The organism is Pseudoalteromonas undina (genome assembly GCF_000238275.3).
GTDB lineage: Bacteria > Pseudomonadota > Gammaproteobacteria > Enterobacterales > Alteromonadaceae > Pseudoalteromonas > Pseudoalteromonas undina.
The window spans coordinates 1,769,140-1,790,727 of the sequence record NZ_AHCF03000003.1 but is presented as its reverse complement, the minus strand read 5'-3'; the positions used below and the strand labels follow the sequence as shown (position 1 = coordinate 1,790,727).

The 21,588-nt window shown below is 42.1% G+C and carries 12 protein-coding genes, 11 tRNA genes and 3 rRNA genes; 23 read left to right on the top strand and 3 right to left on the bottom strand.

Translation table 11 applies throughout. The annotated features are described in order from the left end of the window. Positions 1-133: 133 nt before the first annotated feature. The 5 genes from PUND_RS11865 to PUND_RS11845 all read left to right on the top strand — a co-directional run bounded on the left by PUND_RS11865 (position 134) and on the right by PUND_RS11845 (position 5,740). Positions 134-961, top strand: a complete 828-nt coding sequence (locus PUND_RS11865; RefSeq protein WP_010391471.1) for an ABC transporter permease subunit — start codon at positions 134-136, stop codon at positions 959-961. Then, positions 958-1,866: an ABC transporter ATP-binding protein gene (locus tag PUND_RS11860; protein ID WP_010391473.1), complete on the top strand. Its 909-nt coding sequence runs from the start codon at positions 958-960 to the stop codon at positions 1,864-1,866. Before PUND_RS11865 ends, PUND_RS11860 begins: the two co-directional genes overlap by 4 nt. Continuing rightward, positions 1,866-2,240, top strand: coding sequence for a PH domain-containing protein (locus tag PUND_RS11855; RefSeq protein ID WP_008111597.1), 375 nt, complete (start codon positions 1,866-1,868; stop codon positions 2,238-2,240). The genes PUND_RS11860 and PUND_RS11855 overlap by 1 nt, the downstream gene beginning before the upstream one ends. A gap of 208 nt (positions 2,241-2,448) precedes the next feature. Continuing rightward, entirely contained in the window at positions 2,449-3,237 is a 789-nt protein-coding gene (locus PUND_RS11850; RefSeq protein ID WP_010391475.1) for a putative porin, read from the top strand. Positions 3,238-3,463: 226 nt separating this feature from the next. After that, positions 3,464-5,740 carry an acyl-CoA dehydrogenase gene (locus PUND_RS11845; RefSeq protein ID WP_010391477.1) on the top strand — a complete coding sequence of 759 codons (2,277 nt, stop codon included), beginning with the start codon at positions 3,464-3,466 and terminating at the stop codon, positions 5,738-5,740. Positions 5,741-5,814: 74 nt separating this feature from the next. Here PUND_RS11845 and PUND_RS11840 read toward each other — a convergent pair whose 3' ends face one another. Next, the gene (locus PUND_RS11840) at positions 5,815-6,264 is read right to left on the bottom strand and encodes a hypothetical protein (protein WP_010391478.1); all 450 of its coding nucleotides are present in this window, start codon (positions 6,262-6,264) and stop codon (positions 5,815-5,817) included. A 145-nt stretch (positions 6,265-6,409) separates the two neighbouring features. Then, positions 6,410-7,378, bottom strand: coding sequence for a cysteine synthase A (gene cysK / locus PUND_RS11835; protein ID WP_010391479.1), 969 nt, complete (start codon positions 7,376-7,378; stop codon positions 6,410-6,412). 377 nt (positions 7,379-7,755) lie between these two features. Between cysK and PUND_RS11830 the strand changes: the two genes are divergently transcribed. The 15 genes from PUND_RS11830 (at position 7,756) to PUND_RS11760 (ending at position 13,692) form a co-directional block, all read left to right on the top strand. Beyond that, positions 7,756-8,907, top strand: coding sequence for a dicarboxylate/amino acid:cation symporter (locus PUND_RS11830; RefSeq protein ID WP_010391481.1), 1,152 nt, complete (start codon positions 7,756-7,758; stop codon positions 8,905-8,907). A 167-nt stretch (positions 8,908-9,074) separates the two neighbouring features. After that, a complete protein-coding gene (uvrY, locus tag PUND_RS11825; protein ID WP_010391483.1) occupies positions 9,075-9,725 on the top strand; it encodes a UvrY/SirA/GacA family response regulator transcription factor in 651 nt (216 codons plus the stop codon). 9 nt (positions 9,726-9,734) lie between these two features. Then, positions 9,735-11,558, top strand: coding sequence for an excinuclease ABC subunit UvrC (gene uvrC / locus PUND_RS11820; protein WP_010391485.1), 1,824 nt, complete (start codon positions 9,735-9,737; stop codon positions 11,556-11,558). 42 nt (positions 11,559-11,600) lie between these two features. Next, positions 11,601-12,146 carry a CDP-diacylglycerol--glycerol-3-phosphate 3-phosphatidyltransferase gene (gene pgsA, locus PUND_RS11815; RefSeq protein ID WP_036933597.1) on the top strand — a complete coding sequence of 182 codons (546 nt, stop codon included), beginning with the start codon at positions 11,601-11,603 and terminating at the stop codon, positions 12,144-12,146. Between the two features lie 141 nt (positions 12,147-12,287). Then, positions 12,288-12,363 (top strand) — tRNA-Gly (locus tag PUND_RS11810). Positions 12,364-12,391: 28 nt separating this feature from the next. Beyond that, positions 12,392-12,465, top strand: a tRNA-Cys gene (locus PUND_RS11805). 36 nt (positions 12,466-12,501) lie between these two features. Beyond that, positions 12,502-12,588, top strand: a tRNA-Leu gene (locus tag PUND_RS11800). Positions 12,589-12,651: 63 nt separating this feature from the next. Further along, positions 12,652-12,727, top strand: a tRNA-Gly gene (locus PUND_RS11795). A 39-nt stretch (positions 12,728-12,766) separates the two neighbouring features. Next, positions 12,767-12,853: transfer RNA gene (locus PUND_RS11790), tRNA-Leu, on the top strand. 128 nt (positions 12,854-12,981) lie between these two features. Continuing rightward, positions 12,982-13,057 (top strand) — tRNA-Gly (locus PUND_RS11785). 18 nt (positions 13,058-13,075) lie between these two features. After that, positions 13,076-13,149: transfer RNA gene (locus tag PUND_RS11780), tRNA-Cys, on the top strand. Positions 13,150-13,185: 36 nt separating this feature from the next. Beyond that, a tRNA-Leu gene (locus PUND_RS11775) sits at positions 13,186-13,272 on the top strand. Positions 13,273-13,400: 128 nt separating this feature from the next. Then, a tRNA-Gly gene (locus PUND_RS11770) sits at positions 13,401-13,476 on the top strand. Between the two features lie 18 nt (positions 13,477-13,494). Next, a tRNA-Cys gene (locus tag PUND_RS11765) sits at positions 13,495-13,568 on the top strand. Between the two features lie 37 nt (positions 13,569-13,605). After that, positions 13,606-13,692: transfer RNA gene (locus PUND_RS11760), tRNA-Leu, on the top strand. A gap of 774 nt (positions 13,693-14,466) precedes the next feature. Here PUND_RS11760 and PUND_RS11755 read toward each other — a convergent pair. Continuing rightward, a complete protein-coding gene (locus PUND_RS11755; protein ID WP_010391487.1) occupies positions 14,467-15,885 on the bottom strand; it encodes an alanine/glycine:cation symporter family protein in 1,419 nt (472 codons plus the stop codon). A gap of 613 nt (positions 15,886-16,498) precedes the next feature. Here PUND_RS11755 and PUND_RS11750 point away from each other — a divergent pair. The 3 genes from PUND_RS11750 (at position 16,499) to rrf (ending at position 21,458) form a co-directional block, all read left to right on the top strand. After that, a 16S ribosomal RNA gene (locus tag PUND_RS11750) occupies positions 16,499-18,034 on the top strand. A gap of 287 nt (positions 18,035-18,321) precedes the next feature. After that, a 23S ribosomal RNA gene (locus tag PUND_RS11745) occupies positions 18,322-21,206 on the top strand. 137 nt (positions 21,207-21,343) lie between these two features. Continuing rightward, a 5S ribosomal RNA gene (gene rrf, locus PUND_RS11740) occupies positions 21,344-21,458 on the top strand. Together the 16S, 23S and 5S rRNA genes form the textbook arrangement of a ribosomal RNA operon. Positions 21,459-21,588: the final 130 nt, after the last annotated feature.

Below are 21,588 nucleotides of genomic sequence, written 5' to 3'. Positions count from 1 at the left end.
GTTAAATTACATTATTTGTTACAAAGCCTACCTCTGAGTAGGCTTTTTTTTGCTAGCAATTCAACGTGTTTACACTTAGTGTTGTTAAATAACGCTTATTTTAAAGTATGAACAACGTCATTAAGGATAGTCAATGGCAACACCATCACCAGTTAACGTAGGGCGCTTAACCCAAATCGCGGGTTTTGAGCTGGTACGTATGTTTTTAACTAAACGAGGACTTATTGCACTGGCGGCTTTTGCACTAGTGTGGCTTGTTATTTTACGTTACCCCATAGGTCAAGCTGTAGGCATAATCAGCTCGCCAGATTTTGAACAAATAGCCCGTGATATTTCCGGCTCTATTGGATTAAGTAAGTTACTTGATTGGCCTGAAGCAGAATTTGCTATGTATTGGCTTATTGCTTTGTATAGTTTTCCTGTTTTTAGCTTATTTATTTGTAGTGATCAAACCGTCGGTGATAGAGAGCGCGGTACGCTAAGGTTTTTATCATTACGCTCAACTCGCTTTGAAATACTCTTTGGTCGTTTTTTAGGGCAGTTAGCGGTACTAACCTGTTTAGTTGGCATCACGCTTATAGCGACATTGGCGGTGCTCGGGTTTCGCGAGCCGAGCTTACTTGCTGGTGGCCTTGGTCGTGCTGTTTCAATATTTTTAATACTCATCGTTACTTTTACGCCGTTTGTAGCCTTGATGAGCTTAATTAATACTTTTGCGAGCTCATCTCGCTTATCTATTGTGTTAGCAATTTTATATTTCACAGCCGGCGGCATTATTGTTGGATTACTGGAGTGGCAAATACCCGCATTAAGTGTGCTTGATTATTTATTCCCTGGTGTGCAAATAGAGTTATTGGCTGGACAAAACTTACCGTTATTGAGTGCTTTGGCTATTCCTTTAGTGCAAACAGCGGTGTTACTTGCAGTTGCTCAACGTATTTTTGCAAGGAGCTCATTATGAAATCATTAATAACAGGGCGTAATTTAAGTAAATTATACGGCTCAAAACTGGCTCTTGATAATGTGAATTTTGAGATTCAAAAAGGCGCGCCAGTTGCATTAGTTGGCCCTAATGGCGCAGGGAAAACCACTTTATTTAGTTTGTTGTGTGGCTATATCGCACCTAGCATGGGTGAGCTTGAAATACTCGGCCATAAACCAGGTAGCGCGGCTTTATTTAATAAAGTGAGTGCGTTACCACAAGATGCACAGCTAGATCCGCGTTTTAATATAGATAAACAACTTAGCTTTTATGCCAAGCTACAAGGTATGGGCACCAAGCAAAGCCAAATAGAGGCACTTCGAGTATTAGATTTAGTGGGTCTTAGCGAGGTTGCAAAAAACCGCGCAGGGGACTTATCTCACGGTATGCGCAAGCGTGTAACCATAGCACAAGCATTAATTGGTTCACCGCAAATTGTAATGTTAGATGAAGCCACCGCAGGGCTTGATCCGATTCATGCCAGAGAGGTCAGAGAGCTGGTGTCTGAGCTGTCGTCTCAAGCGACGTTTATTTTAAGCTCTCATGATTTAACTGAACTAGAACGACTTTGCTCCCAAGTACTACATTTAGATAAAGGCATATTAAGCGAGCATCAAACTAAAGCGGCGAATACTGATAAGCACTTTTATACCTTAATGCTAAGTGAAGCGTATCAAAATGTGGAGCAACAACTGCAAGCAATTGAGGGGGTGAGTCGTGTTTATATGAGCCAACATAAAGAGTATGTGATTGAGTATCAACCAACTAGCGATTCACTTGACATCGCGCTATTGCAATTTTGCCACCAACATAATTGGCAGTATAGGCAGTTAGTAAATGGTCATACTCTAGAAAATCAAATATTTAAACAGGAGAAACTGTAATGGGATTATTTAGTGGTTTAATGGGTAACGCCAGTGAAGTGGATGATGCCGATTTAGAAAAAGTATTGGCTAATACGCTTATTGAAGGTGAGCGAGTTGAAAAGGCGTATAAAGTAGTTCGTGATATGTTTATCTTTACTAATAAGCGACTAATTTTATTAGATAAACAAGGTGTGACTGGTTCTAAAATGGAAATGATCAGTATTGCTTACTCTAAGATAACTAAGTTCAGCAAAGAAAGTGCGGGGCACTTTGATTTAGATGCAGAACTGAAAATTTGGGTTGGATCTGATCCAAACCCTATCAGCAAAGACTTTAAAGCTGGTGATAACATAAATGATGTTTATAGGATAATTAGCCAGTATTCATTATAGAAACAAACAAAAATCGGTGTAAAATTAAAGTAATTGTTTACAGTTTGTTGCGATTACTTTAACATAAATTACTCCAACACTTTCTTACAAATTCCCTAACAAATACAATTGCTTGATTCAGTTTTCGTTCAGTTTCGCGGCGTTAGCATACCCCCACTTTAGCAATGTAGTTAAAGTACAAAAACAATGTACATAGGGATGTTTCATTATGAAAAAGTTAGCAATTATTATTTCAGGTCTTTTATTATCAAGTGCTGCACACGCTGCAGATAGCTATCAATCAATCAGTAACTTAAACTACACAGATACTGATAACAACGATACTATCAGCGTGGACTCTACTTACTACTTCTCTCCAAAGAGCACACTAGGTCCATACGATCAATTCGAATACATCAATAAGCAAAGCAACGTATTTGGTGGCTACGCTGATGACGATTTTGGCGATGTGACTGCTATTGGCGGTGAATACTTCGTTGAAGATTTTGTTGTTGGTGCGTCTTACCAAAATGCTGATTACAACTCTAACAACGAGTCATACACACTTTCTGCTGGTTATTTCTTTAACCCAGATTTACTTGCAAAAGTAAGATTTGTTGATCAAAAAGATGGTGATAACGTTACATTCTTTTCTTTAGCATACAACCACATGCTAAACGATACAGATTATGTAGGTATCACTGTAGAATCAGATGATGATTTTGATTCTCGTTCAGTAGCTGCTAAATACTTTGTTGATTTACAACAAGGTAACTACTTAACAGTAGAAGGTACATTTGTAAGCCTTGACGAAGCAGATGACCAATGGAACGTAGAAACAAACTACTACTTCTCTAAAGCGACTTCTGTATTTGCATCTTACGATAAAGAAGACAACTACAGCTTTGGTGCTCAACACTTCATCAATAAAAACATTGGTTTAAAAGTGGGTTACGGCAACAACGCAGATGACTCAGATAACGATGCTTACTTTGCTAACATGCGTTTTCAGTTTTAATTAAGCGTTTAATCGCATAAATTAAAACCAGTTAAGTAGTAAAAAGCCCACACTTTGTGGGCTTTTTGCTGTGTGTAATAAATGCGTAACTCTACTTTATCGTTATATTTTAATTACAATAGAATCGGCTCATCATTTAGTGGCACTCCTCTGACAGCCCATTGTATTTAAATTAAGATCGGTCATAATTAAATCAATGTTTTTATAACTGTAAAGGAATGTGTTTATGTCAGTATTTATTATATTGCTGGTTGTGGTGATCGTGGTGTTTGCAATTAAAGATATCCGCCTTAATTTAATTACCCGACCCACTTTTAAAATGTTTAAAAAAGTATTACCGCCATTATCGCAAACAGAGCGAGAAGCCATGGAAGCAGGCGATGTTTGGTGGGATGGCGAGCTATTTAGTGGTGATCCTGATTGGCAAAAATTACACAACTATCCGCGTCCACAGTTAAGTGAAAAAGAAACTGTATTTATAGATAATCAAGTTGAAACTTTATTAGCCATGCTTGATGACTATAAAATTGTACAAAAAGACAAAGATTTACCTAAAGAGGTTTGGGACTTTTTAAAAACCGAAGGTTTTTTTGCAATGATCATCCCAGAAAAATTTGGGGGTCTTGAATTCTCTGCTATTGCTAATTCCACCATAGTGTCAAAAATAGCTACTAAAAGCTTAACAGCCGCCGTGACGGTCATGGTACCCAATAGCTTAGGTCCTGGTGAGTTATTACTGCACTACGGAACAACTGAGCAACAAGAGCGCTGGCTACCTAGCCTTGCAAAAGGCGACGATGTGCCTTGTTTTGCATTAACGGGCCCTGAGGCTGGCTCAGATGCTGGCAGTATTCCTGATTCTGGTGTGGTGTGCAAAGGCGAGCATGATGGTAAGGAAGTGTTGGGGCTGCGTTTAAATTGGTCAAAACGCTATATCACACTTGCGCCAGTTGCGACTGTGTTAGGGCTTGCATTTAAAATGTACGACCCAGATGGGTTGTTAGGCGATGAAAAAGAGCTTGGCATTACGTGTGCACTCATTCCAACCGATCATCCAGGTGTTAAAACAGGAGAGCGTCATTACCCCCTAAATATGGCGTTTATGAATGGCACAACGTACGGAAAAGACGTATTTATTCCGCTTGATTGGATTATAGGTGGTCAGCAAGGGGCAGGACGAGGTTGGCGCATGCTAGTTGAATGTTTAAGTGCAGGGCGTGGTATTTCGTTACCGGCATTAAGCACTGCAACAGGGCATTTAGCGGCTAAAATGACTTCGGCTTACTCTGTTGTTCGACAACAGTTTGGTGTGTCAATTGGTCAATTTGAAGGGGTTCAAGAAGGGTTAGCACGTATTGGTGGCCTAACTTATGCGCTGGAGTCGTGCAGATTAATGACAGCTGGTGCTATTGATTTAAAACTAAGTCCATCAGTAGTAACAGCTATTGCAAAATACCATATGACCGAAATGGGTCGAACAGTAATGAATGATGCGATGGACATTCATGCAGGTAAAGGGATTCAGGTTGGGCCTAATAACTATTTAGCACATGGCTATATGGGTATTCCTGTTTCGATTACGGTTGAGGGCGCTAATATTTTAACTCGTAATTTAATGATATTTGGCCAAGGCGCTACTCGTTGTCATCCGTTTGTATTAAAAGAAATGGAAGCGGCTTCAATGGAAGATGATGACGCGGCATTAGAGCAATTTGATGGTCTATTGATGAACCACATAGTGTTTGCTATTGGCAATGCAAGCATGGCTTTAGTGCATGGTTTAACTCGCAGCCACTTTGCCAAAGCACCTGTGTGCGGAGAAACCGCGGCCTACTATAAACAATTAGGGAGAATGAGCCGAGGACTCGCGTTTACAACAGATGTTGCAATGTTGATGTTAGGTGGTGAACTTAAACGCAAAGAAATGATATCGGCACGTTTAGGCGATGTATTAAGTCATTTGTATATTGCTTCTACCGTGTTAAAACGTTTTGAAGATGAAGGGCGCCAACAAGCTGATTTACCTTTTGTTAAGTATGCAATAGAGACGTCATTGTATGAAATAGGTCAAGCATTTGACGGCTTCTTTAAAAATTTCTCTAACCCGGTGGTTAACTTTGCCCTTAAACGCATTGTGTTTCCGTTAGGTAATCATTATCACAAACCAAGTGATGCCACTTCACAAAGTATTTGTGAACACATGACTCAACCAGGCGTGTTTCGAAACAGGCTTACTCATTTGTGTTACGTTGATGAGAATGCAGGCACAGGGGTGATGGAAAATGCTTTTTTAGCGATGCACGATATGCAAAATCAATTTAAACAGTTAAAACAGTGGCAACGAAAAGGTAAGGTACCTGCAACTTTTGATATCGAACAAGCTATTGAGTACGCTCTTGGGCATGAGTTACTTACTAAATTAGATGCTGAAGCTATGCATCATGCTAATAAATTACGAATGCAGGCTATTGCGGTAGATAATTTTAAACCTGAAGATTTCTAACATTGTACTCAAGCACTAAAAAAGCCTTAAACTTATAATTTAAGGCTTTTATATATTTTTAGATTGAACGTTGATCAGCGCCCGTAAGGATCGGCGATGATTTTATCTACGTACCATTTACCTTTTATTTTTAGCATTTCGATACTGCGAAAGTCATCAATTTTTTTTCCATTAAAATAACCAGTAAATACAATATTTATCTTAGCGTGATTACCGTACTGTTCTCGCAGGCTTGAATTTGACATATCAATTTCAATTACCACCTCATCGAATTGTAAATTAATAAGACTACGGGCAAATTGTTTTGCTGTACCGTAAGATTTCATTATGCGAGCTAGCTTAGGCGTTGCGAAATTACTGGCTTTTTGCAAGTTATGCTGATTATAAAGCGCATCAAAATACACTGTGGCGGTATCGCCTGGACGATCATTGTCAATGTACTGTTCTTTAGGTTTAGTATTGTCATTACAGCCAACGATCAGAATACTAAAAATGAGCACAAAAGAAGTTAAAATTGTTTTCATATTTGGTCAGGTTGATTACTCATACACAAAGTGTGTGATGGAATGGAGGAGATGTAAAGAGGATAGGACTAAATAGGTGTTAACTTATTAAAAAAGCAATAAAAAAGGATGTTAAAAAACATCCTTTTTTAATAGTGTTGTTCGATTACTGAACAAGCTCTTGCTCGGAAAACTCTTCATCAAACATGGGGCTTGATAAGTAACGCTCTGTTGCGCTTGGTAAAATAACCACAATGCTTTTATCTGCATTTTCAGGACGCTCAGCAATACGCTTTGCTGCAACCACGGCTGCACCCGATGAAATACCGACTAAGATCCCTTCTTTTTTCATTAGTTCATGACACATTGCGATACATTCATCATTAGACACTTGTTCTACGCCATCAATAATTGATAGGTCTAAATTCCCAGGAATAAAGCCTGCGCCAATGCCTTGTATTTTATGTGGTCCTGGTTTTACCTCTTCACCAGCAAGCGTTTGACTAATAACTGGCGAGTGGCTTGGTTCTACAGCGATTGATTTTACATTTAAGCCTTTTTCTTTTTTAAGATAACGACTAACGCCTGTAATCGTACCGCCAGTACCAACACCTGCAACAAAGAAATCGATTTTGCCATCGAGTGCTTTAAAGATTTCTGGACCCGTTGTTTCAAAGTGAATTTTTGGGTTTGCCGGGTTTTCGAACTGTTGTAGCAAAATAAACTTATCTGGATCTGCTGCTTGAATTTCTTTGGCTTTAGCAATAGCGCCATTCATACCCTTAGCGCCATCTGTGAGCACTAGGTTAGCACCGAGTGCCTTTAATAGTTTACGACGTTCTAAGCTCATGGTGTTTGGCATTGTAAGCGTTAGTTTGTAACCGCGAGAAGCCGCTACAAATGCCAATGCAATACCCGTATTGCCTGATGTTGGCTCTATAAGTTCTTTGTCTTTGGTTAGTTGACCTGATTTTTCAGCTTCCCAAATCATTGATGCACCAATACGGCATTTGATACTAAAGCTAGGATTACGTGATTCAACTTTAGCGTATACATTCCCACCTGTAACACGGTTAAGTTTTACCAACGGTGTGTTACCGATGCTTAGTGAGTTATCTTCAAAAATAGTAGACATAATGTTCCTTTAGGTACAATCTGATCAACACGTTAACAGCTATTCTGTTAACTTTATAAGCCTACTTTACTGTGAGATAAAAAAAGTTAAAGTAAGCTTTGGCTATAACATATATTAATTACGCTTATAACGGATTGAACTAAAAACTCAATCTGTTAATTTTTTAGTTATTAAAAAGGCAAACTTGAAATCATTTGTTCGTTTTTAACTTTGTACTTTATCTTTTCTTTATGTAGTCGTTATTTAAACAAATCAACACAACACACTTATATTTTGTTGTTTAATTGTGCAAATGAACTGCGGTTGAACAGTTTATTGACACAAACTATTCAAAACATGGTAAAAACACATTATCTAAATTCAATAAAGTAATCACCATGAAGTTAATCTTAAAATTAATTGCCGGTATTGTGGCCGGTATCTTAGTCGGGCTCTACATTCCCTTAACTGGCGTTGAGCTTTTATACACAGTAAAAGAGCTTATCGGCCAGCTTATTAGTTTTACAATTCCACTGATTATTTTATTTTTTATTGCCTCTGGGATTGCCGGGCTTCCTAAAGGATCAGGGCATCTACTGGGGAAAACGGTGGGTTTTGCGTATGGCTCAACAATTATAGCCGGTACCTTAGCGTTTTTATTAGTAACAGCGGTTATTCCGTTTTTAAGCGGCGGTATTTCATTTGAAGCTGAAGCAGTGACCGAAGTAGGAAGCTTTATTGACTTAGAAATTCCACCATTAATGGGTGTAATGACTGCTTTAGTTACAGCATTTGTATTTGGTATTGGTATGAGCCAGCTTGGCTTAGACACATTAAAAACTGTGTCGGATCAGGGGCGCGATATTATTGATGGTTTACTTTCAAAAGTAATTATTCCGGCATTACCGTTTTACATTGCGGGTGTATTTGCTGAAATGACCGTAGCAGGCACCGTTGTTGATACATTACAAGCATTTGGTGTAGTACTTATTGCTGCATTAGTGATGCATTGGTTATGGTTGAGTGTTTTATACATTACCTCAGGCCTATTACTTAAGCGTAATCCTATTGAGCTAATTAAAAATATGTTACCTGCGTACTTTACTGCATTAGGAACCATGTCGAGTGCGGCAACCATTCCAGTATCTTTGCAATCAAGTAAAGCAAATAACGTTAAAGAGGATGTAGCTAACTTTACAGTGCCATTATGCGCCACTATTCATTTGTCAGGTTCAACAATTACAATAGTTACCTGTGCTATGGCTGTGATGTTTTTATCGCCTAGCATGGAAGTACCTTCATTAATGGCTATGTTGCCATTCATTATGATGTTAGGTGTTGTGATGATTGCAGCGCCAGGCGCCCCTGGTGGTGCAGTAATGTCGGCGTTAGGTTTATTAACTAGCATGCTTGGTTTCAACGAAGGTGCTGTGGCACTAATGATTGCACTTTACCTAGCGCAAGATAGCTTCGGCACTGCATGTAATGTAACTGGCGATGGTATTATTGCTTTATGGGTAGACCGTTTTAGTGAAAAAGCGTCAGCATAAATCATTGGCGCGTATTTACCTGCTATAGGTAAATGCGCTTTTAATCATATCGGTCATAAAGACCGATTACGAAAGCATAATATTAGTTATGGTTTCGTAGTATCTATGCTAATGTTGAAAATTAATTTTGTTAACTTGCATCTTATTAGGCTAGTGAGGGTGTTCCATTGATTAACGTACTTTTAGTTGATGACCATGAACTTGTGCGCACAGGGATCAGACGTATTCTTGATGATATACGTGGTTTTAAAGTAATAGGTGAAGCTAAAACAGGCGAAGAGGCTGTGCAGTTTTGTCGTCAGCATGCGCCAAATATAGTATTAATGGATATGAACATGCCTGGTATGGGCGGGCTTGAGGCAACTAAAAAGATTTGCCGTTACTGCCCTGATGTAAAAATTATTGTGCTTACTGTTAATTGCGAAGACCCATTTCCAAGTAAGGTCATGCAAATTGGTGCTCATGGCTTTTTAACCAAAGGTGCTGGATCTGATGAAATGGTTCGCGCTATACGCTGTGTGCATGCAGGACAACGCTATATTGCTCCAGAAATAGCGCAACAGATTGCACTTGCGCAGGTAACCGGGCGTACCGATGAAAACCCATTTCAAAGCCTATCCGAGCGTGAACTACAAATTATGCTGATGATCACCAAAGGTGAAAAAGCACAGGATATTGCTGATCGCTTAAATTTAAGTTCTAAAACAGTAAACAGTTATCGCTATCGCATGTTTGAAAAGCTTAACGTAGGAGGCGATGTAGAGCTTACTCATTTAGCCATACGTTACAAAATGATTGATATAGATATCTCTTACTAGTCGGTATATATGTCTGAATTTGATCATGTCCAGTTTTTAAAAACATTATCGAGTGAGCCTGGCGTTTATCGCATGCTCGATAATGACAACCAAGTTATCTATGTCGGTAAAGCTAAAAGTTTAAAAAAGCGGGTAAGTAGTTACTTTCGTAGTAATATAACCGATAGTAAAACCCGTGTTTTAGTAAGTAATATTTGTAATATTGAAGTCACGCTTACTAATACAGAGACAGAAGCTTTACTGCTCGAAAACAACCTCATTAAAAAATATCAGCCACGTTATAATATTCTGTTACGTGATGATAAGTCGTACCCTTATATACTGCTCACAAATCATAAGCATCCTCGCTTAGCCTTTCATCGTGGTAGCAGAAAAGTAAAAGGTGAATATTTTGGTCCGTTTCCAAGCGCGGGGGCGGTTTCTGAAAGCTTACGCTTAATGCAAAAAATATTTCCGGTACGTCAATGCGAAGATGCCTACTACCGTGCGCGTAGTCGCCCTTGCTTACAGTATCAATTAAAACGTTGTTCTGCGCCGTGTGTTAATAAAGTCTCTGAAGATGAATACGCGCAGCAAGTTGATTATGTCCGCAAGTTTTTAACTGGTAAATCTCATGAAGTAATAGCCGATCTCATTGCTAAAATGGAAAAAGCCAGTGAGCAGCTTAATTTTGAACTTGCAGCTAAAGTTCGCGACCAAATTATGTTGCTGCGTAAAATGCAGGAGCAGCAATCTATCTCTGGCAATTTTGCGGAAATGGATGTGGTCGGCTTTGCCCATTTAAACGGTTTAAATGGGATTCATCTATTAATGATTCGCGATCATAAAGTGCTGGGTAGTAAAACTTATTTTCCAAAGGTGCCTAAAGACTCACAAGAGCAAGAAATTTTAACCTCTTTCTTAGGTCAATATTATTTAGCTCCAGGTGCGACAGGGCGCATTGCTAAAGAAATCATTTTACCATTTGAAATAGAAGAAAGTGATGCACTAGGTGAAGCCTTGACCCAAATTAGTGAACGTAAGGTATCGCTTAAAGTGGTAACCCGTGGTGAGCGAGCACAGTACTTACAGTTAGCGAATAAAAATGCATTAAATAGCATTACGGTTAAGCAAAGCACTCAAGACTCGATAAACAAGCGTTATGCGCAATTAAAGGCTACTTTGCGTCTTGATGATATTAATCGCATGGAATGTTTTGATATCAGTCACACCATGGGTGAAAACACAGTGGCCAGTTGTGTTGTATTTGATTCTCAAGGCCCTAACAATAAAGAGTATCGTCGTTACAACGTGACCGGTATTACCGGTGGTGATGATTACGCCGCTATGGAATTTGCACTAAACAAACGTTACAACAAGTTGGTTGATGAGGAGAAAATTCCCGATGTTATTTTTATCGATGGTGGTAAAGGTCAATTAGGTAGAGCAGAGCAATACTTCGAAAACTGGCCGCATACAAAAATGCCGCTATTAGTCGGTGTTGCAAAAGGCACTAGCCGTAAGCCGGGTCTTGAAACCTTGCTTATAGATGGCGGGCGTAAAACAATTCCTATGGATTCTGATGCACCAGCGCTTCATTTGATCCAGCATATACGCGATGAATCCCATCGTTTTGCAATTGCAGGGCACCGTAATAAGCGGCAAAAACAACGCACTCAGTCGTTACTAGAAGAAATAGATGGCGTTGGTTCAAAGCGTCGACAAACATTATTAAAATATTTAGGGGGCATGCAAGGTGTAAAAGCTGCTAATATAGAACAGCTAAAGAAAGTTCCTGGGATCAGTCCTGACATGGCTGAGAAGATATTTAACCATTTGCATGACAAGGGCTAGCCCTATGTGCGAATATAGAAAAAAAGACATATCCAAGTAGTTATGTGGAATATTCCAAACACACTCACAACGTTTAGACTCTTTCTTATCCCCATTTTTTTGGTGATATTTTATATGCCTTATTCATGGGCATTCTTTGTTGCTGCCTTTATTTTTTGGCTGGCTTCGATCACAGATATACTTGATGGCTATTTAGCCCGTAAACTTGAGCAATCAACGCCTTTTGGTGCATTTTTAGACCCGGTTGCTGATAAAGTAATGGTGTGTGCTGCCTTGGTTGCATTATCTGAGCATTACCAATCTTTGTATATGACCATACCCGCGCTTATTATTATTAGCCGTGAAATTGTTATATCGGCGCTACGCGAATGGATGGCTGAACAGGGGAAACGCGGTAACGTAGCTGTATCCGATATGGGTAAGTTAAAAACCGCAGCTCAAATGTTAGCCATTATCGGTTTAATTTGGCAGTACGATAGCTGGATGATGTATTTAAGTTATGGCTTGCTTTATATAGCCACATTTTTAACGCTTAGTTCTATGGTGCAATATTTAGTTGCAGCATGGGGAGAATTGACCAAAAATTGATTGTAAACGTCTAATAACGCACCATTTTAGATAAAAAATAATCAAACAGTTCAAAAGTAGCATTTTTTGTGTTGACGCGTTTAATAATCTCTGTAGAATGCGTCCGTGTTGAGAGGGCATAGCCCCCTAGATAAACATAAAGCGGCACTAGCTCAGTTGGTAGAGCGCGACCTTGCCAAGGTCGAGGTCACGAGTTCGAGCCTCGTGTGCCGCTCCAGTTTATCTTAAAGCTAACCTAGTATTGAGGCGGAATGGCAGAGTGGCCATGCACCGGATTGCAAATCCGTTTACCCCGGTTCGACTCCGGGTTCCGCCTCCAATCAACACTCCACACGCTTTAATTAGCAAACTCGATGCCCGAGTGGTGGAATTGGTAGACACAAGGGATTTAAAATCCCTCGACTAACAAGTCGTGCCGGTTCAAGTCCGGCCTCGGGCACCACTTTGTGGTTTGGTTACATACACCAATATGTAACTTATAAAAATTATTTAGAATTAATATGATGCGGCACTAGCTCAGTTGGTAGAGCGCGACCTTGCCAAGGTCGAGGTCACGAGTTCGAGCCTCGTGTGCCGCTCCATATTAGTTTTATCCACTTGCTTTAAATAGCAAACTCGATGCCCGAGTGGTGGAATTGGTAGACACAAGGGATTTAAAATCCCTCGACTAACAAGTCGTGCCGGTTCAAGTCCGGCCTCGGGCACCACTTTTAATTATTGACCAAGTTAATTAAAAGTTTGATAAATATGTTTTATACGGCACTAACTCAGTTGCCAGAACGTTTTACCGCGACATGGTCGCGCACCAACGTACAAATTACTGATAAAGTTTTATGCGGCACTAGCTCAGTTGGTAGAGCGCGACCTTGCCAAGGTCGAGGTCACGAGTTCGAGCCTCGTGTGCCGCTCCAAATTATTTGATATGTTTAGGCGGAATGGCAGAGTGGCCATGCACCGGATTGCAAATCCGTTTACCCCGGTTCGACTCCGGGTTCCGCCTCCAATCAACACTCCACACGCTTTAATTAGCAAACTCGATGCCCGAGTGGTGGAATTGGTAGACACAAGGGATTTAAAATCCCTCGACTAACAAGTCGTGCCGGTTCAAGTCCGGCCTCGGGCACCACTTTTAATTATTGACCAAGTTAATTAAAAGTTTGATAAATACTTATTTTATGGCACTAACTCAGTTGCCAGAACGTTTTACCGCGACATGGTCGCGCACCAACGTACAAATTACTGATAAAGTTTTATGCGGCACTAGCTCAGTTGGTAGAGCGCGACCTTGCCAAGGTCGAGGTCACGAGTTCGAGCCTCGTGTGCCGCTCCAAATTATTTGATATGTTTAGGCGGAATGGCAGAGTGGCCATGCACCGGATTGCAAATCCGTTTACCCCGGTTCGACTCCGGGTTCCGCCTCCAAATAATTACTCCACACGCTTTAATTAGCAAACTCGATGCCCGAGTGGTGGAATTGGTAGACACAAGGGATTTAAAATCCCTCGACTAACAAGTCGTGCCGGTTCAAGTCCGGCCTCGGGCACCACTTTATACTTTCCTTGTTTATTCTAGTTTAACCATTATTTTATTAAACCATTAATTATAAAATCGCATTATCAAACTAGTATCTTATTCCTTACACTAAATTATTTCGTTTGTTTGAGATCTTTAAGTCTCACATTTTTCAAAAGCTTATCCCATCAATATATTCCCACTGATCATTTTTATAGCTCAAACCTGACTCTAGCCACGAAAAAACCTCTCATTTAGAACAAAACACTAAATTTACGCCTTGCTATCGATGAACTATCCACCCCAAAACAGGCTGGCCAATTTAAGAGGTTTATATAAAAGCAGTAATATAAGGCTTTTAATGGCGTTGATGGGTTTGTTTCGTAATATGCATCAACCAAAGTCGCATACTGTTATTTGTATTAACACCATTACAAAGCCATAACCAGCATTAATAGCGTTAATGTAAATTGCTTCACTAATTATTTATAAAGAGAGGGGACGAGGCGCTTGATAATACTAATGCGTTTGTTAAGAGTCTTACTAGGTAAATACTGTTATTAGGAATATACCGGCGAGACTTACATCAATCCGCAATAATACTTAATTATTTTGAGACGCCAAACCAGACGCTAGTTGAGTTAAAAACTCCTCATATAGAACAACTAAACATCGAAATTTTTGCTTTGCCATTAACAGGTTTATCTAGCTCAATATAGGTTACTTAATTAAGTGAATTGGTACTAGACAATAAAAAACCCGAAATGGCCATGGCCGTTTCGGGTTTTTAACTTAAATCTCTTTAAAGTTATTTGTGCCAAATACCTTTCGGAATAGTTTTATTAAGCTTGTTGTTTTTACTTGGATCAAACGTCGGTAACTTTCCAGCACGTCGTTGAGCGTTGTAATCTTTGGCAAGCCATACCACAACTCCTGAGAGCATAAATAGCGCGATTACGTTTACAATCGCCATTAGGCCCATAGACACATCAGCTAGAGTCCACACTAATGGTAATTCACCAAGGGCACCAAACATCACCATACCTAACACTAATAATCTGAAGATCAGCATGCCAGATGCGTGGTTATGCTCTAAAAACAATAAGTTCGTTTCTGCATAAGAGTAGTTAGCTACAATTGATGTAAAAGCAAAAAACAAAATAGCGACTGCAACAAATATTGCGCCCCAGCTACCAACATGCTCCTCAAGCGCTGCTTGTGTAAGTGCTATACCCGTTACATCAGAGCCTGGTACTAACTGTTCTGATAATAAAATAAGAGCAGCGGTAGCTGTACAAATTATAATGGTATCTACAAAGACACCTAGCATTTGTACATAACCTTGTGATGCAGGGTGAGGTGGGTTAGGAGTTGCAGTTGCTGCAGCGTTAGCTGCGCTACCCATACCCGCTTCGTTTGAGAATAACCCGCGCTTGATCCCTTGGATCATTGCTTGCATTACACCATAACCAATTGCACCAGCGCCAGCTTGTTCAAGACCAAAGGCACTTCTAATTACATGCATAAACACATCAGGCAACTCAGTGTAATTTACAGCACATATATACAGTGCAACAATTAAGTAGGCAGCGGCCATAAATGGCACTGCTAATTCAGCAAATCGTGAAATTGTTTTTAGGCCACCAAATATTATGATGCCTGAACCAATTACAAGTGCAATACCTACTATATAGTTAGGAATACCAAAGGCGACTTCAAAAGCTGCAGCGATAGAGTTTGACTGTACCGCATTAAAAACTAAACCAAAGGCTAAAATTAAACATAGTGAGAACACTATGCCCATCCAGCGCTTGCCAAGTCCGTACTCCATATAATAAGCAGGGCCCCCACGGAAGTTGCCTTCTTCATCACGTATTTTGTAAGCTTGAGCCAATGTGCTTTCTGCAAAACTAGTGGCCATACCGATCAAAGCAATTAACCACATCCAAAAAATAGCACCAGCACCACCTAAATAAAGTGCGACTGCAACACCTGCCATATTACCGGTACCAACACGGGCGGCTAAAGAAGTACAAAATGCTTGGAAAGAGGAAATACCGCCATCTGACCCTTGGCGACTTTGAAACATGACTTTAATCATGTGTGGGAATTGTACAAATTGGATGAAACCAAGACGTATGGTAAAAAATAGCCCAGCGGCTATTAATAAGTACACTAAAATATGACCCCATAAGAGACCACTTATACTATTTATTATATCTGTCATGTGTGTTGCCTAGTGAACGAGTTGTAAATATGCGCCGCAACTTACCACAAGCAAGGTAAATAGTTTAGTAAACAGCGCAAAAAAATGAGTTGTCCACAAGGTTTTGTGGGTATCTTGTGTGTCTGGGTGGGGTATCTTTGGGGTAAAAATTAAATGCAAAAAAGCGTTTAAAAACGCTTGCGTTAAAATTGATTCGCCCTATAATGCGACCCCACTGAGACGGCAGAGCAGGCAACGCTTAGCGAGGCAAGCAAGTCACTTAGTAAGTCGAGTAAAACTTGAGTTTAGATTTTTTAAAAATTTTAAAATTAAGTGTTGACAAAAAAATAGGAAAGCGTAATATGCGCAGCCCTAGCGAGATAAAGTTTAACGCTTTAATCGCAACGTTCTTTAACAATATAAAGCAATCATCTGTGTGGGCACTCGTACAGATTGAGTTCTAACAGCCAAGCTTAGTTTACTAAGTGAGGCAAACAAATTTAGAGTCTCAATTGAAACTGAGTGACCAACAGCAATAACTACTTAGGTAGGAATTGCAGCACAGTCAATTCAATATCGAAAGATATTAAATAAATTCAGAATTCATTGAGCTGTCGAAAGACATAAAACTTTTTAATTGAAGAGTTTGATCATGGCTCAGATTGAACGCTGGCGGCAGGCCTAACACATGCAAGTCGAGCGGTAACAGAGAGTAGCTTGCTACTTTGCTGACGAGCGGCGGACGGGTGAGTAATGCTTGGGAACATGCCTTGAGGTGGGGGACAACAGTTGGAAACGACTGCTAATACCGCATAATGTCTACGGACCAAAGGGGGCTTCGGCTCTCGCCTTTAGATTGGCCCAAGTGGGATTAGCTAGTTGGTGAGGTAATGGCTCACCAAGGCGACGATCCCTAGCTGGTTTGAGAGGATGATCAGCCACACTGGGACTGAGACACGGCCCAGACTCCTACGGGAGGCAGCAGTGGGGAATATTGCACAATGGGCGCAAGCCTGATGCAGCCATGCCGCGTGTGTGAAGAAGGCCTTCGGGTTGTAAAGCACTTTCAGTCAGGAGGAAAGGTTAGTAGTTAATACCTGCTAGCTGTGACGTTACTGACAGAAGAAGCACCGGCTAACTCCGTGCCAGCAGCCGCGGTAATACGGAGGGTGCGAGCGTTAATCGGAATTACTGGGCGTAAAGCGTACGCAGGCGGTTTGTTAAGCGAGATGTGAAAGCCCCGGGCTCAACCTGGGAACTGCATTTCGAACTGGCAAACTAGAGTGTGATAGAGGGTGGTAGAATTTCAGGTGTAGCGGTGAAATGCGTAGAGATCTGAAGGAATACCGATGGCGAAGGCAGCCACCTGGGTCAACACTGACGCTCATGTACGAAAGCGTGGGGAGCAAACAGGATTAGATACCCTGGTAGTCCACGCCGTAAACGATGTCTACTAGAAGCTCGGAACCTCGGTTCTGTTTTTCAAAGCTAACGCATTAAGTAGACCGCCTGGGGAGTACGGCCGCAAGGTTAAAACTCAAATGAATTGACGGGGGCCCGCACAAGCGGTGGAGCATGTGGTTTAATTCGATGCAACGCGAAGAACCTTACCTACACTTGACATACAGAGAACTTACCAGAGATGGTTTGGTGCCTTCGGGAACTCTGATACAGGTGCTGCATGGCTGTCGTCAGCTCGTGTTGTGAGATGTTGGGTTAAGTCCCGCAACGAGCGCAACCCCTATCCTTAGTTGCTAGCAGGTAATGCTGAGAACTCTAAGGAGACTGCCGGTGATAAACCGGAGGAAGGTGGGGACGACGTCAAGTCATCATGGCCCTTACGTGTAGGGCTACACACGTGCTACAATGGCGCATACAGAGTGCTGCGAACCTGCGAAGGTAAGCGAATCACTTAAAGTGCGTCGTAGTCCGGATTGGAGTCTGCAACTCGACTCCATGAAGTCGGAATCGCTAGTAATCGCGTATCAGAATGACGCGGTGAATACGTTCCCGGGCCTTGTACACACCGCCCGTCACACCATGGGAGTGGGTTGCTCCAGAAGTAGATAGTCTAACCCTCGGGAGGACGTTTACCACGGAGTGATTCATGACTGGGGTGAAGTCGTAACAAGGTAGCCCTAGGGGAACCTGGGGCTGGATCACCTCCTTATACGATTTAGAACTTATTTGTTCGTAGTGTCCACACAGATGATTGTTAGTTAGTTTTACCCTCTGGGTTAACTAATTAATATGCTCTTTAAAAATTTGGAAAAGCTGATAATAAAATTCGTATGAATACATTGTATTTGTACAGAGTTTTCAAAAGTAAAAAAGAATGATAGCAGTATCATTCAGTGCCAATTTAATCTTCGGATTAATTGGTATCTACTTTAGTATTCAATATTAACTTCTGGCGAAGTTAAACTGTCACGAAACAAAGACCCGTTTGGGTTGTATGGTTAAGTGACTAAGCGTACACGGTGGATGCCTTGGCAGTTGGAGGCGATGAAGGACGTATTAACTTGCGATAAGCCTAGTCAAGCTAGTAAAAAGCACTTGAGACTAGGATTTCCGAATGGGGAAACCCACCTGCTTGCAGGTATCGTTAACTGAATACATAGGTTAACGAGGCGAACGCGGAGAACTGAAACATCTAAGTACCCGTAGGAAAAGAAATCAACCGAGATTCCGATAGTAGCGGCGAGCGAAATCGGAACAGCCCTTAAGCTTATTATGTGTTAATGGAAGGCTCTGGAAAGTGCCACGATACAGGGTGATAGTCCCGTACATGAAAACGCATTTTAAGTGAAATCGAGTAGGTCGGAGCACGTGAAACTTTGACTGAATATAGGTGGACCATCATCTAAGGCTAAATACTCCCAACTGACCGATAGTGAACCAGTACCGTGAGGGAAAGGCGAAAAGAACCCCTGTGAGGGGAGTGAAATAGAACCTGAAACCGTGTACGTACAAGCAGTAGGAGCCCCTCGAGGGTGACTGCGTACCTTTTGTATAATGGGTCAGCGACTTATATTTTGTAGCGAGGTTAACCGATTAGGGTAGCCGTAGGGAAACCGAGTCTTAACTGGGCGAATAGTTGCAAGGTATAGACCCGAAACCCGGTGATCTAGCCATGGGCAGGTTGAAGGTTGAGTAACATCAACTGGAGGACCGAACCCACTAACGTTGAAAAGTTAGGGGATGACCTGTGGTTAGGAGTGAAAGGCTAATCAAACCGGGAGATAGCTGGTTCTCCCCGAAATCTATTTAGGTAGAGCCTCGGACGAATACTTACGGGGGTAGAGCACTGTTAAGGCTAGGGGGTCATCCCGACTTACCAACCCTTTGCAAACTCCGAATACCGTAAAGTAATATCCGGGAGACACACGGCGGGTGCTAACGTCCGTCGTGAAGAGGGAAACAACCCAGACCGCCAGCTAAGGTCCCAAAGTCATAGTTAAGTGGGAAACGATGTGGAAAGGCCCAGACAGCCAGGAGGTTGGCTTAGAAGCAGCCATCCTTTAAAGAAAGCGTAATAGCTCACTGGTCGAGTCGGTCTGCGCGGAAGATGTAACGGGGCTAAACTATGCACCGAAGCTGCGGATTCAGAATTTATTCTGAGTGGTAGGGGAGCGTTCTGTAAGCGGTTGAAGGTGTACCGGGAGGTATGCTGGACGTATCAGAAGTGCGAATGCTGACATGAGTAACGATAATGCGGGTGAAAAACCCGCACGCCGGAAGACCAAGGGTTCCTATCCCATGTTAATCAGGGTAGGGTAAGTCGACCCCTAAGGCGAGGCCGAAAGGCGTAGTCGATGGGAAACGGATTAATATTTCCGTACTTGGTATAATTGCGATGGGGGGACGGAGCAGGCTAAGCAAGCATGGCGATGGTAGTCCATGTGAAAGTGTGTAGGCTAGCGACTTAGGTAAATCCGGGTTGCTGTTAGGCTGAGACACGAGACGAGTCACTACGGTGATGAAGTTGCTGATGCCATACTTCCAGGAAAAGCCTCTAAGCTTCAGATTATACCGAATCGTACCCCAAACCGACACAGGTGGTCAGGTAGAGAATACTAAGGCGCTTGAGAGAACTCGGGTGAAGGAACTAGGCAAAATCGTACCGTAACTTCGGGAGAAGGTACGCTCCGATTGGTGATGAGACTTGCTCTCTAAGCTGATTGGAGCCGCAGTGACCAGGTGGCTGGGACTGTTTATTAAAAACACAGCACTGTGCAAAATCGCAAGATGACGTATACGGTGTGACACCTGCCCGGTGCCGGAAGGTTAATTGATGGGGTTATCTTCGGAGAAGCTCTTGATCGAAGCCCCGGTAAACGGCGGCCGTAACTATAACGGTCCTAAGGTAGCGAAATTCCTTGTCGGGTAAGTTCCGACCTGCACGAATGGTGTAACCATGGCCACGCTGTCTCCACCCGAGACTCAGTGAAATTGAAATCGCAGTGAAGATGCTGTGTACCCGCGGCTAGACGGAAAGACCCCGTGAACCTTTACTACAGCTTGGCACTGAACATTGAACCTACATGTGTAGGATAGGTGGGAGACTTTGAAGATGAGACGCTAGTTTTGTTGGAGTCGTCCTTGAAATACCACCCTTGTAGTTTTGATGTTCTAACGTTGGCCCCTGAATCGGGGTTACGGACAGTGCCTGGTGGGTAGTTTGACTGGGGCGGTCTCCTCCCAAAGAGTAACGGAGGAGCACGAAGGTTGGCTAAGTACGGTCGGACATCGTACGGTTAGTGTAATGGTAGAAGCCAGCTTAACTGCGAGACAGACACGTCGAGCAGGTACGAAAGTAGGTCATAGTGATCCGGTGGTTCTGAATGGAAGGGCCATCGCTCAACGGATAAAAGGTACTCCGGGGATAACAGGCTGATACCGCCCAAGAGTTCATATCGACGGCGGTGTTTGGCACCTCGATGTCGGCTCATCACATCCTGGGGCTGAAGTCGGTCCCAAGGGTATGGCTGTTCGCCATTTAAAGTGGTACGCGAGCTGGGTTTAGAACGTCGTGAGACAGTTCGGTCCCTATCTGCCGTGGGCGTTTGAGAATTGAGAGGGGTTGCTCCTAGTACGAGAGGACCGGAGTGAACGAACCGCTGGTGTTCGGGTTGTCATGCCAATGGCATTGCCCGGTAGCTACGTTCGGAACTGATAAGCGCTGAAAGCATCTAAGCGCGAAGCAGGCCTCGAGATGAGTTCTCACTAGACTTTTAAAGTCTCTGAAGGGCCGTTGAAGACTACAACGTTGATAGGCAAGATGTGGAAGTGGTGTGAGCCATTAAGCTAACTTGTACTAATTACCCGTGAGGCTTAACCATACAACGCCAAACGCGTTTTATGTGATAGTGAAACAAGCGAAGAAGTTAATATAACTAAAGTAGATACTAGAAGACTTTATTATCAGAATTCCAAATTTTAGTTAGTGCGTAGCGATACGGACTGACAACCAAATTTGCTTGGTGACAATAGCGTTTTGGACCCACCTGACCCCATGCCGAACTCAGTAGTGAAACGAAACAGCGCCGATGATAGTGTAGCATTTGTTATGTGAAAGTAGGACATTACCAGGCTCCAAATAAGAGAAAGCCCGATTCGAAAGAGTCGGGCTTTTTTACGTCTGCAGGAAAGTGAAAATATTAGCCGTCAGCCGTCAGCTATCAGCTGCACTGCGTTAACCTGACCATCGTAGCGTGGGTTGAG